At 59.1% G+C, this 14,403-nt stretch carries 11 protein-coding genes and 4 pseudogenes; 6 read left to right on the forward strand and 9 right to left on the reverse strand.

Annotated elements, in window-relative coordinates; all coding sequences use genetic code 11:
* Positions 1-66: 66 nt before the first annotated feature.
* A complete protein-coding gene (locus tag ACS5RD_RS10240) occupies positions 67-1,665 on the reverse strand; it encodes an ABC transporter substrate-binding protein (RefSeq protein WP_489931359.1) in 1,599 nt (532 codons plus the stop codon).
* Between the two features lie 93 nt (positions 1,666-1,758).
* A complete protein-coding gene (locus tag ACS5RD_RS10245; protein WP_489931102.1) occupies positions 1,759-2,814 on the reverse strand; it encodes a M24 family metallopeptidase in 1,056 nt (351 codons plus the stop codon).
* A 331-nt stretch (positions 2,815-3,145) separates the two neighbouring features.
* On the opposite strand from ACS5RD_RS10245, the gene ACS5RD_RS10250 reads away from it, so the two are divergent.
* A complete protein-coding gene (locus ACS5RD_RS10250) occupies positions 3,146-3,835 on the forward strand; it encodes a GntR family transcriptional regulator (RefSeq protein ID WP_489931103.1) in 690 nt (229 codons plus the stop codon).
* A gap of 303 nt (positions 3,836-4,138) precedes the next feature.
* Here the strand turns inward: ACS5RD_RS10250 and ACS5RD_RS10255 are convergent, their stop codons facing one another.
* From ACS5RD_RS10255 to ACS5RD_RS10280, 6 genes and pseudogenes are all read right to left on the reverse strand, one after another.
* Complete coding sequence (locus tag ACS5RD_RS10255) at positions 4,139-5,032, reverse strand: endonuclease/exonuclease/phosphatase family protein (protein ID WP_489931104.1); 894 nt, start codon at positions 5,030-5,032, stop codon at positions 4,139-4,141.
* Between the two features lie 95 nt (positions 5,033-5,127).
* Entirely contained in the window at positions 5,128-6,213 is a 1,086-nt protein-coding gene (locus tag ACS5RD_RS10260) for a sn-glycerol-3-phosphate import ATP-binding protein UgpC (protein ID WP_489931105.1), read from the reverse strand.
* Positions 6,213-7,058, reverse strand: coding sequence for a sn-glycerol-3-phosphate ABC transporter permease UgpE (gene ugpE / locus ACS5RD_RS10265; RefSeq protein WP_489931106.1), 846 nt, complete (start codon positions 7,056-7,058; stop codon positions 6,213-6,215). Before ugpE ends, ACS5RD_RS10260 begins: the two co-directional genes overlap by 1 nt.
* A gap of 1 nt (position 7,059) precedes the next feature.
* The gene (locus ACS5RD_RS10270) at positions 7,060-8,016 is read right to left on the reverse strand and encodes an ABC transporter permease subunit (protein ID WP_489931107.1); all 957 of its coding nucleotides are present in this window, start codon (positions 8,014-8,016) and stop codon (positions 7,060-7,062) included.
* A gap of 82 nt (positions 8,017-8,098) precedes the next feature.
* Positions 8,099-9,397 carry an extracellular solute-binding protein gene (locus ACS5RD_RS10275; RefSeq protein WP_489931108.1) on the reverse strand — a complete coding sequence of 433 codons (1,299 nt, stop codon included), beginning with the start codon at positions 9,395-9,397 and terminating at the stop codon, positions 8,099-8,101.
* Between the two features lie 193 nt (positions 9,398-9,590).
* Positions 9,591-9,885, reverse strand: a pseudogene (locus tag ACS5RD_RS10280) (IS3 family transposase); the annotation flags it as partial.
* Between the two features lie 57 nt (positions 9,886-9,942).
* Here ACS5RD_RS10280 and ACS5RD_RS10285 point away from each other — a divergent pair.
* From ACS5RD_RS10285 to ACS5RD_RS10305, 5 genes and pseudogenes are all read left to right on the forward strand, one after another.
* Positions 9,943-11,350: pseudogene (locus ACS5RD_RS10285) on the forward strand (IS30 family transposase).
* A 107-nt stretch (positions 11,351-11,457) separates the two neighbouring features.
* Positions 11,458-11,649: pseudogene (locus ACS5RD_RS10290) on the forward strand (GMC family oxidoreductase N-terminal domain-containing protein); the annotation flags it as partial.
* A 29-nt stretch (positions 11,650-11,678) separates the two neighbouring features.
* Positions 11,679-11,906 (forward strand): hypothetical protein, encoded by a 228-nt coding sequence (locus ACS5RD_RS10295; protein WP_489931445.1) that lies wholly within the window; start codon positions 11,679-11,681, stop codon positions 11,904-11,906.
* A gap of 66 nt (positions 11,907-11,972) precedes the next feature.
* Positions 11,973-12,191 (forward strand): annotated as a pseudogene (locus ACS5RD_RS10300) (GMC family oxidoreductase N-terminal domain-containing protein); the annotation flags it as partial.
* A complete protein-coding gene (locus ACS5RD_RS10305; protein WP_489931360.1) occupies positions 12,174-12,926 on the forward strand; it encodes a GMC family oxidoreductase in 753 nt (250 codons plus the stop codon). The pseudogene ACS5RD_RS10300 and the gene ACS5RD_RS10305, both read left to right, overlap by 18 nt.
* A gap of 138 nt (positions 12,927-13,064) precedes the next feature.
* Here the strand turns inward: ACS5RD_RS10305 and ACS5RD_RS10310 are convergent, their stop codons facing one another.
* On the reverse strand, positions 13,065-14,234 hold the full coding sequence (locus tag ACS5RD_RS10310) for an ROK family transcriptional regulator (RefSeq protein WP_202905597.1): 1,170 nt from the start codon (positions 14,232-14,234) through the stop codon (positions 13,065-13,067).
* Positions 14,235-14,403: the final 169 nt, after the last annotated feature.

Below are 14,403 nucleotides of genomic sequence, written 5' to 3' on the forward strand. Positions count from 1 at the left end.
CCAACACGCGGCCAAAATGTCGGATGCGCGGGGAGGGCCCCCGCGCATCCGGTTAGAGTGGCTGACTTATTCAGTCAGATCGACGGTATCGAAGGTGAAATCGCCCAAGGGGCTCATCACGAAGCCGGTGACGTTCTTGGCCATCGGCACATATTGCGTCGAATGGTCGAGCGTCGCCCAAGGGGCTTGATCCTTGAAGATCACCTGTGCTTGTTCGTAAAGCTTGGTGCGCTCTGCCACGTCCGAGGTCTGCTTGGCTTTCGACAGCAGATCCGAGAACTCTTGGTTGCACCAGAAGGCGCGGTTTGCGCCGCCCTTGCCAGCCGAGGCGCAAGACAGCAAGACGCCCATGAAGTTGTCGGGGTCGCCATTGTCGCCGGTCCAGCCCAAGATCACCGCGCCATCGCGGCCCGGCTCCATCGACTTATCAAGGTATTCGCCCCATTCGTAGGAGACGATCTCGACCTTAACGCCGACTTTGGCGAAGTCTTCCTGCATCAGTTCTGCCGCACGACGGGCGTTCGGCATGTAGGGGCGCTGCACCGGCATCGCCCAGATCTTCATCGACAGATATTTGACGCCTTCGGTTTCCAAAGCGGCCTTGGCTGCAACCGGATCGTACACATCGTCAGCGATGGCGTCGTTATACGACCACATTGTCGGCGGGATCGGGTTTTTGGCAACTTGGCCAGCCCCTTGGAACACAGCGTCAATGATCGCCTGCTTGTTCATCGCCATGTTCAGCGCCTTACGCACCTTCGGATTGTCGAACGGCGCTTGGGTGGTGTTATAGGCGAGGTAGCCGACGTTCAGGCCAGCCTGCTCTTCGACTTTCAGGTTCGGATCTTCTTTGATCGCCGCCAGATCAGCCGGAGCTGGGTAGGGCATCAGTTGGCATTCGCCAGCTTTCAGCTTTTGCAGGCGCACAGCGGCATCCGGGGTGATCGCGAACACCAGATCGTCGATCTTCGGGGCGGGCCCCCAGTAATCCGGGTTTTTGGCGTAGCGGATCACCGCGTCTTTTTGGTAGGCTACGAACTTGAACGGGCCGGTGCCGATCGGGGCGTTGTTCAGATCTTCCTTGGTGCCAGCGGCTTCCAGCACGCTCGCGTATTCCGCCGAGACGATTGAGGCGAAGGGCATCGCGATGTTCGCCAGGAACGGTGCTTCGGGACGGGTCAGCACGAATTTCACGGTGTAATCGTCAACCTTGACGATGTCTTTGATCAGCGAGGGCATCTCCATCGAGTTGTAATACTCATAGGTGATGCCAGCGATATATTGGTTCCACGGGTGATCTGCCGAAGCTTGGCGCTGATAGCTGAAGATCACGTCATCGGCGTTGAAATCGCGCGACGGGGTGAATTTTTCGTTGGAATGCCACTTCACACCCTGACGCAGCTTGAAGGTGTATTCCAGACCATCCGCCGACACTTCCCACGATTCCGCCAGACCGGGCTCAACTTCGGTTGTGCCTTTTTTGAACTCAACCAGACGGTTGTAAATCGGGTGGGCCGAGGCATCAAAGGTGCCGCCAGCGGTGTAGGGGGCCGGATCAAACCCCTCGGGCGAGGCTTCCGAGCAGTAGACGAAGGTCTTGGCAAGGGCAGGCATGGCGGTGGTCATCGCCAATGCGGAGGCCGCAATCAGGATGCGGGATAGCATTTTCATGTCTTGGTCCTTTCACTCTCTGTTAAGCACTGTTCCAACCCATTCAGGCGGGCCGGTTTTCTTCATGGGCGCAGTTGCGAGTGCGCCTCAGGTCGTCGTGTTTCCGAACGGATCATCGAGCCGCTCGGCCGGGGGCACAAACCAGCGGGGGCCGGATTGTGTCATGTAAACAATATCTTCCAGCCGCACGCCGCATTCGCCGTAAACGCACAGCATCGGTTCGATGGAAAAGCACATGCCTGCCGCCAAGGGTGTGTCATTGCCGCCCACGATATAGGGTGCCTCGTGAATGTCGATGCCAAGGCCGTGGCCCGTGCGATGCGGCAGGCCGGGGACGCGGTAGCCGGGGCCGAAACCCGCAGCCGTCAGCACGCCGCGTGCGGCATCATCGACCGCGCCGCAGGTGACACCGATCTGTGCCGCAGCGAAGGCCGCACTTTGCGCCTGACGCTCCAATTCCCACAATTGACGTTGCCGGGGCGTGGGGGTGCCGAAAACATAAGTGCGGGTGATGTCCGAGGCGTAGCCGTGCAGCGTGCCGCCCATATCAAACAGCACCATATCGCCTTGTTGCAGAATTTGCGGCTCTGGCACGCCATGCGGATAGGCGGTGGCCTCGCCGAATTGGGCGGCAGCGAACAGGGGTTTCAGACCAAGTGCCACATGGGCTGCAAGGATGAAATCGGTGACTTCGGTGGTGGAAATCCCTGCGCGCAAGCCCGCATGGACCGCCTTTTGCACCGCGAAACTGGCATTCATAGCGGTTTGCATCAGTGCAATTTCGGCGGCGGATTTGCACTGGCGTTGTGCCTCGATCATGCTCTGTGCCGAGATCACCGGCCCTGCAATTTGTGCCATCAAGCCTGCGGCGAACACAAACGGGGTGGCCAGATCAAGCGCCAATCCGGCACCCGGGGCGACCATGGCGCGCAGCTCGGCGGCGATCAGGGCGTAGGGGTTTTCGTGTTCCTCCCACGCCACAACATCGCCATCCAGTCGCAACAGGCTGCGCAGTTTGGGGAATTCGAACTGGGGCGAGACATAGATCAGCGCACCCGAAGACGGCACCAACGCGCCATGGATCCGCTCTGACAGGCCCAAACGTAGCCCGGTGTAGTAGATCAGCGACGAGGAGGCATCCAAGCCAGACCGCCTTGACCCCATCCCGCTGCATCCGCGCCTGAAGCCCGGCCAGACGCATCTGCAACTCTGTCGGCTCTATCGCTGCGGCTTGAACGGGGCGGAAGGCGGCGAGGGCGGTCGCAAAATCGGTCATTCACGGTCCATTGTCTGTTTGCGACGCATGTGGGGCAAGCAGCGCCAAACCGGCGCAAGGCACGGTCGTGGACGTCGTGCCAAGCTCCCCATCGACACGCTTTTGCACCTAACCCAGATTGGATCCGATATACAATATTAAAGTTCTTCCCGATTTGATGGCAAGTGGGTAGACCGTTCAGCAAATGCGGGGGGCACTATGGCGCTTAAGGGTGTGGACGTTTCCAAGATGGTCTCGGCAGGTGGGCTGGTCTTTGAGGCGTTGCGCCGTGCAATCATCGAGGGCGAGTTGAAAGACGGCGATCCGCTGCGTCAGGATGAAATCGCGCGGCTGTTTCATACCAGCCGTATCCCTGTGCGCGAGGCGATCACCATGCTGGAACAGCAGGGCCTGGTGAAAAACCACCGATTCAAGGGGGCAGTCGTGGTCGGCCTGTCCATCGCAGAGTCCAGCGAGATTTTCGATTTCCGCTGTATCATTGACGCGCATGTAATTCGCGCCGCTGTACCGCATATGACGCCAGCGCTGATTGCCGAGGCCCGCGCGATTTGTGACGCCTTTGCCAGCACCACCGATCCGATGCGTTGGGGCGATCTGAACCGCGCCTTTCATATAACGCTGTATCGAGCCAGTAATCTGCCGTTTCATCTGGGCACGCTGACCAACGCGATGGACCGGCTGGACCGCTATTTGCGCGCACAACTGTTGCTGACCGATGGTCATGCCCGTTCAAATGCCGAGCATCTTGATATCTTGGAAGCCTGCGCACGCGGCGATGCAGATGCCGCAGCCAATCTGACCGTCGCGCATATCCGTAGCGCCCAATACGCGTTGCGCCAGCATCTGGCGAAGATCCAGGCAAAGTTCGGCACCTCCGAAACTATTTAGCTCGTAGCAGACGTGTTGCCTTTGGCCGTAGATAACGGCCCAAAGCCACCGTTAAGGCGATGTTTTCGCGGAGAATACGCCTTCCCCAAACCTGCTGCAGTAAGCCGCTGGCCTTTGCGTCCATGTCAAAGTGAACTCGGTACAAACAAACAGGTAGAAGCCCGACGCACTTTTTGATGGTGCGCAATCTGTTAGCTACGCAGCGCACCGAAGTTCTGTTTCTTCCCCAACAATTTCTCACAGCTTTACATTCTGACCGCACCTCAAAGCCGGTGTAAGCTTGGCACAAAGCCGCCCCTCAGTTCATTGGTTTAAACCCGAAATTTGCAGCACGATCATGTCATGGTCTGAAAGCGGTTTGTCCCATTTGTCAGTCGATGCGATGATTTGCGATTGTGCGATCTGCAACCCGCGCGTCAGAAACCAGTCCAACTTCATCGCGCGGTTAGGCCAGCGGGTGATCTGGCTGGCGCGTGTCGTCATTGCGGTTTCGGGGCCGCCGTGAATCATGAAGCCCCGTCGTGTCGCATGGGCAAACAGCGTCTCGTCCCGCCAATCGCCGCCGATATGGTTGCCAGTGTTCAGATCGCCGCCGATGAGCAGCGGCAGGCTGGGGAACGTGGCCTCTAGCGAGTCGATCAAAATGCAAAGCTGGGTTTCACGCTGGGCGGCGTCTGCGTTGCTTTCCAGATGGGTCGAGACCATCACAACCGGCCCCGCTTCGGTCTGGATCACCGCGCCAATCGCCAACCGTTCACCCAAGCGCGACTGATCGCCACCCGAAAGAAACCAGAAGCGTTGCCCAGGCAGGCGCAGCAGGAAGGGCTGCACCAGCGGTGTTGCGGCAAGAACTGCATTACCGTGAAAGCCCAGACGGTTATGGTTGTCGGTGCAGAATTCGAGTTCAGTTTCCGACCCTAGACCAAGCTCAATGAATTCAACCCCATACGCATAGACCATGCCAAGGGTCGAGGCGACTGCGGCAGTGGTGTGGGCCTGCGCGGTGCGGGCCATGCCGTTATCCATCTCGGACAGCAGCACCACCTGAGCACGAGATGTGGCGATTTTGACGGCAGATTCAGTTGGGAACAGGCAGCGTTCGAGGTTCCACGCGGCAACGGTGAAGGGGAAACCGAGCGGCTCGGTGGGTGCTGTGCCGCCCACCTCGACTGAGTTCATGCAAGACAGAGTCGCCAAGCGAACATCATGCGACGCCACATTGCGAGGGAGCTCGGCAATCTGGTTCCGCTCGGTTTGGGAAAGCCCGGTTAGCTGCGGTGTCGTGGCAAAGATCATGCCGGCACAGGGGTAAGGGTCGCGATAGTGTGCGCCTGCTCCAGCCGTTTGCCGCTGATGGTGTCGAACAGGTGCAGCTTGTCGGAAATCACCGACAGGCACATCTCATACTGAAGCGGTGTTTTCGGGTCCAGTGATAACACCAGCGCCTGCCCATCGATGCTGCCATGCACCAGACGTTGCGCGCCCAGTTCTTCAACGAAATCGACTTTGAACGGCAGGCCAGTCGCAGAGATGTGCAGATCTTCGGCGCGGATGCCCAGAGTGACAGCGCCATGCGCGGGCACGGCGCGACCGGTTTCGATCACATGGCCGCCGATCCGCAGACGGTTGCCGTCAACTGCGGCGTCCAGCAGGTTCATCGCGGGTGAACCGATGAAACTCGCCACAAAAGTCGTCGCCGGACGGTGATAAATTTCCAAGGGCGCTCCGACCTGCTCGATCCGGCCTGCGTTCAGCACCACGAGACGATCGGCCAACGTCATCGCTTCTAGCTGGTCATGCGTCACATACAGCGATGTGGTGGCAAGCCGCTTTTGTAGGCGGCGGATTTCACCGCGCATCGACACCCGCAGCTTGGCGTCGAGGTTGGATAAGGGCTCGTCGAACAGAAACGCCGCAGGCTGGCGCACGACGGCGCGGCCCATGGCGACGCGCTGACGCTGACCACCCGACAGGGCACGCGGCTTGCGGTCAAGATAGGGGCCGAGTTCCAGCATACGGGCAGCTTCGGCCACGCGCGCCTCAATCTCGGCTTTCGGAGTTTTGCGGTTTTTCAGGCCGTAAGCCATGTTTTCGCGTACTGACATATGCGGGTAAAGCGCGTAGTTCTGGAACACCATGGCGATATCACGGTCGGCGGGATCGACCTTGTTGACGACGCGGTCACCGATTTTGACCTCGCCCGCCGTGATGTCTTCCAGCCCCGCCACCATCCGCAGCAGGGTGGATTTTCCGCAGCCCGAGGGGCCTACCAGCACAATGAACTCGCCATCCTGTATGGTCAGGCTGATGTCGGTGATCGAGGGTGCGCTTGCCCCCGGATAGGTCTTTGAGACGTCAGTTATCGTGATCGCGGCCATTATTTATCGCTTTCCGTCAGGCCCTTGATGAACCAGCGCTGGAACACCACCACCACCAGAACCGGCGGAAGCAGGGCCAGCACCGCAAGGGCAAAGGCTTCGTTGTAATCGGGGATCTGGCTGCCGACCCAGACTTGCAGGATCTGCTTGATGCCGCGCATCAGGGTGAAGAACCGCTCATCCGTGGTCATCAGCATCGGCCAGAGATACTGGTTCCAGCCATAGACGAACATGATGATGAAGATCGCGGCCATCATGGTTTTTGACAGCGGCAAGATCACGTCGATGAAGAACTTGACCGGACCTGCGCCGTCGATCCGGGCGGCCTCTAGCAGCTCATCCGGGATGGATTTGAAGAACTGCCGGAAATAGAATGTGCCCGTGGCCGAGGCCAGTAGTGGCAAGATCAGGCCTGTGTAGCTGTTCAACAGGCCCAGCTGCGACATCACCTGATAAGACGGCATGATCCGCACTTCCAACGGCAGCAACAGCGTGGTGAAGATCACCCAGAACATCAGCGTGGCAAAGCGAAAGCGGAAATAGACCAAGGCATAAGCCGCAGCCATCGACAGCACGATCTTACCCACCGCAAAGCCAATGCCAAGGATCAGTGAGTTCATCACCATCCGCGCGCCAGTGACCTGTCCGGTAAACCCACCCTGTCGCGTCAGCACGGTGTGATAGGTCTCATAGCCATCGTTGCCGGGCAAAATTTGCAGTCCGCCTGTGTGGATTTCAACCGCCGTGTGGGTAGATGTCATGATCGCAACCACCACAGGCATCACCATGAACAGGGTGCCAAGGATCAGGATCAGATGGTCTAAGGGGCGTGTCCGGTTCACCATCTCACCCGTAATGGACGCGGCGTTCCAGCCAGCGGAATTGCACCAGCGTCAGCACCAGCACGACCAGCATCAGGATCACCGATTGCGCGGACGAACCGCCAATGTCATTGCCGCGGAAGCCGTCGAGGTAGACCTTGTAAACCAGCGTGATCGGGTTGTTGGCAGCCTTGTCCTTCACCATCACGTCGATCACCGCAAAGGTGTCAAACAGCGCATAGGTGATATTGATGATCAGCAGAAAAAACGCCGTCGGGGCAAGCAACGGCAGGATCGCGGTAAAGAACCGGCGCGCGCCGTTCTTGCAATCAATCAACGCCGCCTCGCGCACGCTTTGTGGGATGCTCTGCAGGCCGGACAGGATGAAGATGAAGTTATAAGGCACCTGCTTCCAGACCGACACGAGGATCATCGCGAAGGCGGTGTCGAAGTAGTTCAGACCCACCTTCATGTCCCAGCCAAACCATGCGGCGAGTTTGACGAAGGGGCCGATGTGTTGGTCAAACAGCATCATCCCGATCAGCCCCGCCACCGGGGGCGCAATGGCGTAGACCGAGATCAGCGCCGTGCGATAGGTGGAGCGCGCGCGGATCACCTGATCGGCCTTCACCGCCAGCAGCAGGCCAAGACCCAGCGAGAACGCGGTGACAAGAATGGTGAAAATCGCGGTGAAACCCGCGATATGCCGGTATTCGGCAGAGCCCAAAGCGTCGGTGTAATTGTCAAAGCCCACAAAGGTTGACCCAAAACCGAAGGGGTCTTCGATGTAGAACGACGAGGTAATCGCCTGCGCCGAGGGCCAATAGAAGAACACGAAGATCACCGCCAGTTGCGGGGCCAGAAACAGCCACGGCAAGAGCGGACGGTCAAACTGCACGCGCTTGGCGGGCTCGGGCCGTGCGGTGGCGCGGGCGATCCAGCGGCGGATCGGGCCAGAGGCCGTTTGGGTGGCATCGGTCATTGGGATTCACGTCACAGGATCAGGGGGGCAAAACAAAAGCCGGGCCTGCACTGTGGCAGGCCCGGCATATCGCACTAAACTATCAGCCTGCGGTCTTGGCGAACTTCGCCAGCAGCTCGTTGCCTTCGGTCTCAATGGCCTTGAACGCGTCTTCGACGGTGGTTTCGCCCGAGAAGATTTTGTTGAATTCACGCTCTTCGACAGCGCGGATCTGCGGGTAGAAACCCAGACGATAACCTTTCGACCATTCGCCCGTCGGCAGCAGCAGTTGTTTGATGCCGACTTCAGCGACTGGGTGCTTTTCGTACCAGCCTTCGGCTTTCGATGCCTCATACGCCGCCTTGGTGATGGCGACATAGCCGGTGGCCTGATGGTAGAAGGTCTGAATCTCGGTCGTGGTCAGGAAGTTGAAGAAATCCGCCGAGCATTTGTTCTCAGCCTCGGGTTTTCCCGACATCGCGAACAGGGCAGCGCCGCCGATGAACGACGATTTGTTGCCTTCGCCAATCGCAGCGACGTAGGGGATGAAATCAGCCGAGAACGGCATGGTTGCGGTCTTGGTCAGCCCGCCGAACGAACCCGAAGAGCCGATCCACAGCGCAACCTTGCCCTCTTCAAACGGCTTTTGGTTGTCAGCCCAGCCTGCGCCGTAGAAGCCGAACAGACCCGCGGTGTGCCATTCTTTCAGCTTGTTCCAGAACGCGATCATCTCAGGTGCGGTGGCGTTCAGCGTGGTGCCGTCGATGCTGTCATAACCGTTGTGGTTCGACGCCATCTGGATGTTATTGCGCGAGAAAAAGTTCTCAAACAGCATCCAGGTCAACTGGCTGGCCGCCAGCGGCACATAGCCCGCTTCTTTCAGCTTGGGCGCCACGGCCTCAAATTCTTCCCAGGTTTTCGGCGGCGTCACACCGGCCTTGGTGAAGGCATCGGTGTTGATATACATGATCGGCGCCGACGAGTTGAACGGCATGCCGATGAATTTGCCATCGGCATCGGCGTAGAAGTTGCGGATGCCGTCGATGAAAGCGTCGCGGTCCAGCGTGTGGCCGTTTTGCGCCAGCAGGTCTTCGGCGGGGATCGTCGCCCCCTTGGCGCTGATAATGGTGGCGGCCCCGGCATCAAACACTTGCAGAATGTTCGGCTGCTCGCCCGACCGGAACGCCGCGATGCCCGACGCCAGCGCTTCCTCATAAGTGCCTTTGGACACCGGGGTGATCGCGCAAGCCGTCTGTGCCGCGTTGAACTTCTCGGCCACCTGATTGATCACCTGCTCGTTCGCGCCACCCATCCCGTGCCACCAAGTGATCTGGACGGGTGCGGCAAAGGCTGCATTGGTGGTCATCGCAAGAGCGCCGATGACAGAGAGAGCTTTTTTCATGGTGGTTCCTTTCGGGAGATTTGGGCGGAACCTAGAAAATGGGGGTAACAGCTTTGCGATGGTTATGTATCGGAGGCGAGACATTTACATTGGTGACAGCTTGCCAGCGAGACTGGGGCCGTTGCTCTGTCGAAGGCTTTGCCGTCTGAGCACAATGGACCAGCCGCTGTTTCGTTCCGGTCAGGTTCTCATGTTAAGCGGCCTTTCGTTCGAAAGCCACGGAGCTTTTCCAGCCGAAGGCGGGGTGTCTGCGGCGTGGGTTGTAGAGGCCGTTGATGTATTCGAAGAGGGCGAGTTCGACCTCTCGTTGGGTCTGCCAGTTCCTTCGCTATACGATTTCGGCCTTGAGGGATTTGAAAAAGCTCTCGACGGCGGAATTATCATGGCAATTGCCTTTGCCGCTCATCCGCTGCCCGACAGCGGAGGTTTACATCAGTGAGAGGGGACGCCTTGAAGCCGTGCTTGCGCAGCAGCTTCTGATAGTCGTGGACAAGTATTGGGCGGATTCAACCGGTCGTCGCAACACCCTGACCTTGGAGGTGTAGATGACGACTGGAAAGCGAAAATCCGAACGGTCCATGCGGCGCAGATTGTGCTCGCCAGGACGTTCGCCTGTCTGGCAGCGTGTGAATCTGTGTCGGTTCTGGCGGTGGATCGCAGCAGGTCTCTGCAGTGAAGATGCCGGTGTCGCAGCCGGTGTTTCTGCTCCTGTCGCAAGCCGTTGGTTTCGGAGTTCTGGCGGAATGCCTCCCACACATTTGGCCACATCTGCGCCGCAGCCGCAGGGCCGCAATCTTTCCTTTGCCGAGCGTGAGGAGATAGCCTTGGAATGCGCGCGGAAGACCGGGGTGCGCGCCATTGCACGCAAACTGGGGCGTTCGCCCAGCACGATTTCCCGCGAGATCAGGCGTAACTCCGCGACCCCTAGCGGGGATTTCGATTACCGTGCCATCACCGCGCAGTGGCATGCGGACCGTGCTGCCCAACGCCCCAAGGCCAGCAAGCTGGCGAACAATCCTGCCCTGCGTGACTATGTGCAGGACCGGCTCGCAGGCCTGATCGCCACGCCGAACGGCGTCGCTTTCGATGGGCCTGTCGTGGTATGGAAGAAACGACGGGCGGTTCACCGGCAAAGTCGACGCTGGTCCTTGGCATGGAGCCCGGAACAGATCGCGCAGCGGCTGAAGGCGCACTTCCCCGAGGACCTGACCATGCGCATCAGTCACGAAGCGATTTATCAAGTGCTCTACATTCAAGGACGCGGCGCCCTGAAGCGCGAGCTTTCCGCCTGCCTGCGCTCAGGCCGGGCGCTGCGTCTTCCCCGAGAACGTGCGCGGAACCGAGGCAAGTCTTTTGTCGGGGATGCGTTGATGATCAGCGATCGCCCGGCAGACGTCTGTGACAGGGCGGTGCCAGGTCACTGGGAAGGTGAGCTCATTCTCGGTCTGGGCAGCTCGGCGATCGGAACCTTGGTCGAACGAACCACGCGCTTCACGATGCTGCTGCATCTGCCGCGAATGGAGGGCCATGGAAAGGTCAAGTCCATCAAGAATGGGCCGGCTCTTGCCGGTCATGGTGCCGAAGCCGTTCGCGACGCAATCGTGGGGACCATCATGGACCTCCCAGCACACCTGCGCAGATCCCTAACCTGGGACCAGCGCGCCGAGATGACACAACACGCCCAGCTCCGGATCGACACCGGTCTCGACGTTTACTTTTTGCGACCCACAAAGTCCTTGGCAGCGAGGCAGCAACGAAAATACCAATGGTCTGCTTCGCCAATACTTTCTCAAGGGAACGGATATCAGCCAACACGGTGCGGATGAATTGAATGCCGTTGCCAACGCGCTGAACACGCGCCCACGCAAGACACTCGGCTGGCAGACACCAGCAGAAGCACTCGACCGCCTGCTCGAAACGGATATGATCGAAGGTGTTGCGACGACCGGTTGAATCCGCCTAGGCTGCCCCTGTCGCTATGATGAATGCATCCCTTTGGTGGCCTTCGCAGGGCGATGGCCATGTTCAAGGCGCGGATCGCCAAGTCCTTCTTCATCCAGATGGCTGCAGCCCTTACCTTTCTGATCGAAAGCGACACCTACAACTTGAAGTTCGCAAGCGAACCCGAGGCCGCCCTGCATGGCCGTACTATTGGGCAGGCACGCGGACGTGGCCTTGGTGGCTCATCTTCCATCAACGGCATGGTCTATGTCCGCGGCAACGCGAAAGATTACGATCAATGGGCCAGTCTTGGCGTCGAGGGAGGAGTTTCAACGATTGCATGCCGTTCTTCAAGAAGATGGAGCGTTTTGATGCAGGCCGCGATCCGATGCACGGCGGCAATGGCCCGCTCAGCATCACCCGAAGTGCGGCCAAACATGCCTTTTATGATGCCTTCCAACTGGCAGGCGAGCAATACTACCTATCTGCGGCAGGCGATTATACAGCGGCGCGCAGGAAGGTGTGCATGTCACCCAAGCCATCATTCAGGGCGGCAAGCGTTGCTTAAACGCCGAGGCCTATCTGCGCACGGCGATGGCGCGGCCCAACCTGACCGTGCGCAGGGTGCCTTGTCGAGAAGATCGTGTTTTCCGGCACCACCGCGCAGGGCGTCACTTACCTGCGCAACGGTCAACCCGAAACAGTCAGGGCGGAGCGCGAGGTGATCCTTACGGCGGGCACCATTGGCTCGCCACATATCCTGATGCTGTCCGGTGTGGGCGAGACCGCACATCTGAAACACCACGGCATCCCGCTGGTCGCTGATCTGCCCGGCGTGGGGCAGGGGCTGCAAGATCACGTTGTAGCCTCGCTGCGTTTCCGCTCCAACGGGGCAGATGCGATCAACCGCAGTCTGGAAAGTCTGCTGGGCCGTGCCAAGCTGGGTTTGGAATGGCTACTATTCAAAAAAGGCCTTGGTGCCACCAGCTTCTTTGAAGTGGGTGCGTTCTTTGACGGCGGCAGCGGCAGCGATTACTTCAACCTCCAGTATGAATTCCTGCCATTCTTGGCCGATTTCCAATCCGGCAAGGTCGTGCTGGGCGACGGCTTTCAATATTTCATCAGCCAGATGCGCCCACACAGCCGAGGCTCCATCCGGCTAAAATCCAGCAACCCCAGTGTTAAGCCTGCCCTGAGTTTCAACTATTTTGAAGACAGCCGAGATATGGTCGAAATGGTCGACGGTGTGCGTAAAACTCTGGAAATGGCCGGACAACAGGCATGGCGCAAATACTGCACCGGTCAGTTGGACGAGGTGCGCCACACCTCCACCAATGACGAGATTGAAGCCTTCATCCGCAACGTCGCCAACCCCGAGCACCACCCCGTCGGCACCTGCCGGATGGGCCGAGATGCGGGCGCTGTCACCGACGCGGCGGGCTTGGTGCATGGGCTTGATCAACTGCGCATCGTCGATGGCTCGATCCTGCCAAAGATCCCCTCCGCCAATGTGAATGCCCCAATCATCATGGCGACCGAGAAGATTGCGAGTGTGATCACCCGAAAGAGGTGCGCCGCCAAACGATAGCGCGCGGCATTCACGTTCGCGCGCCGTGGCTGTAAAATCGCCTATTTTGCACAGCTTTGCGCTGGCGGTGGAGTCTGCCGAGCGTTGTCACGGAAAATGCAGGGATGGTGGCACAGTTCTACATCAGGCAGGTCTACATCAGCTGGGTTGTGTTGACAGGCGGCCTGACAGGTTGGTTCTGTCTTTTCCGATCATCAGCACGCTGCTATCTGGCGCGAAAAGGGCTGACAGCGGAAGCATCGCCGCACCGATTGGCGAAGCGTCTGGCCCGAACTGGCCCGATACTATGGCCGGTTCCACGATGCCGATCGCGCTCATCTGTTGGAATTGCGCTTGCACGCGCGCGTGCAGGTCATGGTGAATCGGTCGCGGCAGGATGCTATCCAGCACGATGGCTTCGATGTCGATGACGGCGGTGATGGCAATGATCGCCTCTGCCAAGGCATTGGCGCAATCGTCGAGCCATTCATAAAGCGGCGCATGGGCTCCGACGGGCAGCGGGTCTAATTCGCGGACACGGGTGATCTCTATGCCGCGTGACTTTAGATGGTTGACCAGCACATAGATCGAGGCGCGGTGCAGCAGGCTTTGGTACCGGCCCTTGTGCGGGGCGACCGAATCCAGTTTTGACGGCGACACCGGCAAGGGACCGAGTGCTGCACTGTTGCCGTGCGGCCCCGTGTGCACCTTGCCGCCTTGCACCAGCCCGCCGCCTACGAAAGTGTCGATCGAAATATGCATGAAATCGCTGTAACGGCGACCGGTGCCTTGCAGCAATTCCGCAAGCGCTGCAGAGGTCGCATCGTTTTCGACGAAGACCGGCGTTTTGGGGTCGAGCGCGAAGAATGTCGTCAGATCAATGACCTCCCACCGCGCGCCAAGATCCTCTGGAAAGTCCAACTCATCGCTCCACAAGCCCAGAAAATAAGGCGAGGCGATGCCGAGGCCGACAATGGTGGCATCGCCCAGACTGCCGACGATCTGGTTGAAGTTATCCAGAACAGTATTTCCCGCCTTTCGCACCAGATCTGGGTCGGGGAAACGGTATTCATGAGTTTCGCGGGCCCGAATTTCTCCTGTGAAATCAACCAAGACCGCCTCTAGCGCTCGGCGCCCAATTTTGATGCCAACGCTGTAAACCCGTTCCGGCGTCAAACGATAGAGAGTTGAGGGAGATCCACGCTGGCCAAACCTTTTTCCAACCTGCTTGACGAATCCAGAGGCTTCCAGCCCGTCGACGATGACAGCCACAGCAGCGGGTGTCAGATGGGCGGCTCGGGCCAGATCCGACTTGGAGGCCTCCTTCATGCGGCGCAGTGCATCGAGGACAAAGCGTTCGTTATAGCGCCGAAGCTTACTGGAATTGCTGCCTTTTCCTAACAAAACCAGCGTCTCCTGTCACTTTTTCGGGTCTTTCCCGTTTGGTCGAGCCCGCATTGGCGACGCGCCACCTCAACGTCTCATTGTGTCCGACACT

It is taken from the genome of Cypionkella sp. PAMC25878 (genome assembly GCF_058135695.1).

Excerpts from the sequence above, each read along its gene's own strand:
- ACS5RD_RS10240 (WP_489931359.1), bottom strand. The coding sequence starts at position 1,665 with ATGCTATCCCGCATCCTGATTGCGGCCTCCGCATTGGCGATGACCACC.
- ACS5RD_RS10275 (WP_489931108.1), bottom strand. The coding sequence starts at position 9,397 with ATGAAAAAAGCTCTCTCTGTCATCGGCGCTCTTGCGATGACCACCAAT.
- ACS5RD_RS10295 (WP_489931445.1), top strand. The coding sequence starts at position 11,679 with ATGCCGTTCTTCAAGAAGATGGAGCGTTTTGATGCAGGCCGCGATCCG.
- ugpE (WP_489931106.1), bottom strand. The coding sequence starts at position 7,058 with ATGGTGAACCGGACACGCCCCTTAGACCATCTGATCCTGATCCTTGGC.
- ACS5RD_RS10310 (WP_202905597.1), bottom strand. The coding sequence starts at position 14,234 with ATGAAGGAGGCCTCCAAGTCGGATCTGGCCCGAGCCGCCCATCTGACA.
- ACS5RD_RS10250 (WP_489931103.1), top strand. The coding sequence starts at position 3,146 with ATGGCGCTTAAGGGTGTGGACGTTTCCAAGATGGTCTCGGCAGGTGGG.
- ACS5RD_RS10260 (WP_489931105.1), bottom strand. The coding sequence starts at position 6,213 with ATGGCCGCGATCACGATAACTGACGTCTCAAAGACCTATCCGGGGGCA.
- ACS5RD_RS10270 (WP_489931107.1), bottom strand. The coding sequence starts at position 8,016 with ATGACCGATGCCACCCAAACGGCCTCTGGCCCGATCCGCCGCTGGATC.